Genomic DNA, 1,548 nt, shown 5'->3' on the forward strand with positions numbered 1-1,548 from the left:
GAGCGATCATGCGCGAGGTCAAGATCGCCAGCGAGCCGGAGGCGCTGGTCCGCTATTTCGACGAACTGGAATTGTCTGTTAGTCGCATTGGACTCGAGGCCAGGCCATTGTCGCAATGGCTGCATGCCGGGCTTGTGGCCGCCGGACGCGATGCGGTTTTGCTCGAGACGCGGCACGTGAAGGCGGGGCTCTCGGCTATGACGGTGAAGACCGACCGGAAAGATGCACGCGGGATCGCCCAACTGCTACGGATGGGATGGTACCGTCCGGTTCATGCCAAATCGGTGACTTGCAAGGATAGCCGAGCCCTTCTTGTTGGACGCAAGCTTCTGCAAGGCAAGCTTCTCGACGTCGAACTTAGCATCCGCGGGATCTTGCGCGGCTATGGGCTGAAGGTCGGAGAGGTCAGTCGTGGAAAGTTTGAGACGCGCATCCGGGAGCTGACAGCAGGGCACGTCACTTTGGAGACGGTGATTGGTGCGATGCTGGCGGCGCGGATGGCGTTGTGTGGTGCGAGTTCAGCAAGCTCCATCGCGAGAACGCCAGGTGTGCACATCAATCGCCGGCAGACCTTATCAGCGCGCGCGATCTTCAGCGCCTTGGTCGCCCTGACCTATCGCTCGGCGGTGGACGACCCGATGCGGTTTGGAAAATCCAGTACGGTCGGAGCCTACTTCGGGCTTACGCCCAAAAAATATCAATCCGGTGAGACCGATCGGGACGGTGGTGTCAGCAAGGTCGCCGACGCCATGGTGCGAACTACGCTCTTTGAAGCGGCGCACGTCATGCTGACGCGGGCGACCCGCTTCTCGAGCCTGAAGCACCGGGCGCTCGACGTGGCGAAACGTCGGGGCATGAAGCGCGCCAAGGTGGCCCTTGCCCGCAAGTTGGGCGTCGTGCTCCATCGCATGTGGGTGGATGCGACCGCGTTCGGAGCGAGCCGAAACGGCACTGCCCTCTCGCCGGGACGAGGGCTTGGCAGGGTCATGTGTAGTGCTGTGAATGCTTCGGCAAACCACTCTTCCTAGATTGACCTGTCAGCTCTGGATCTGATGGCAAAGTGTGGCGGCCTTCGCGCTGACCACGGACAGAAGCATGATCCTGGCGACGAGATATCGTTCAGAGGGGACTTGACGAACGAAGGCCCAATACAGAAAGGCGGGAAAATCCATGACTGTTTGTGCACTGGAAGGCGTTCGGAACGAATACGTATGCCTGATGGGAGCGGTGTGAATCGAGAGGTTCACGCACCGTTCTGCGAGAGGCCGGCGGGTGAAATCCTCCGGCCTACTCACCCCGGACTGTCGACCAAGACGGCGCAAAAACCACCGTCCCACGAGGCATTCGCATGCGGCATTTCGATTCACCAGACACTTTCCCCTGACAGCCCTTCCCTTGGCGAAGCTGGACGCTCCTATTAACCTCGCCATTTCTCCCGAATTGTGGTTCCAACGGCACTTGATGGCGAGGAGGGCTTTTATGGGAACTGCACCTGGTTTCTTCGATGTCGATGACCGGCTTCGGCGGTTGAGCGATCTTGGCGATCAG

Annotated in this window: 1 pseudogene; it reads left to right on the plus strand. The window is 60.0% G+C overall.

The window, feature by feature from the left end:
* Nucleotides 1–959 (plus strand): annotated as a pseudogene (locus ACWGTI_RS32400) (IS110 family transposase); the annotation flags it as partial.
* Nucleotides 960–1,548: the final 589 nt, after the last annotated feature.

It is taken from the genome of Mesorhizobium sp. ArgA1, assembly GCF_053714375.1.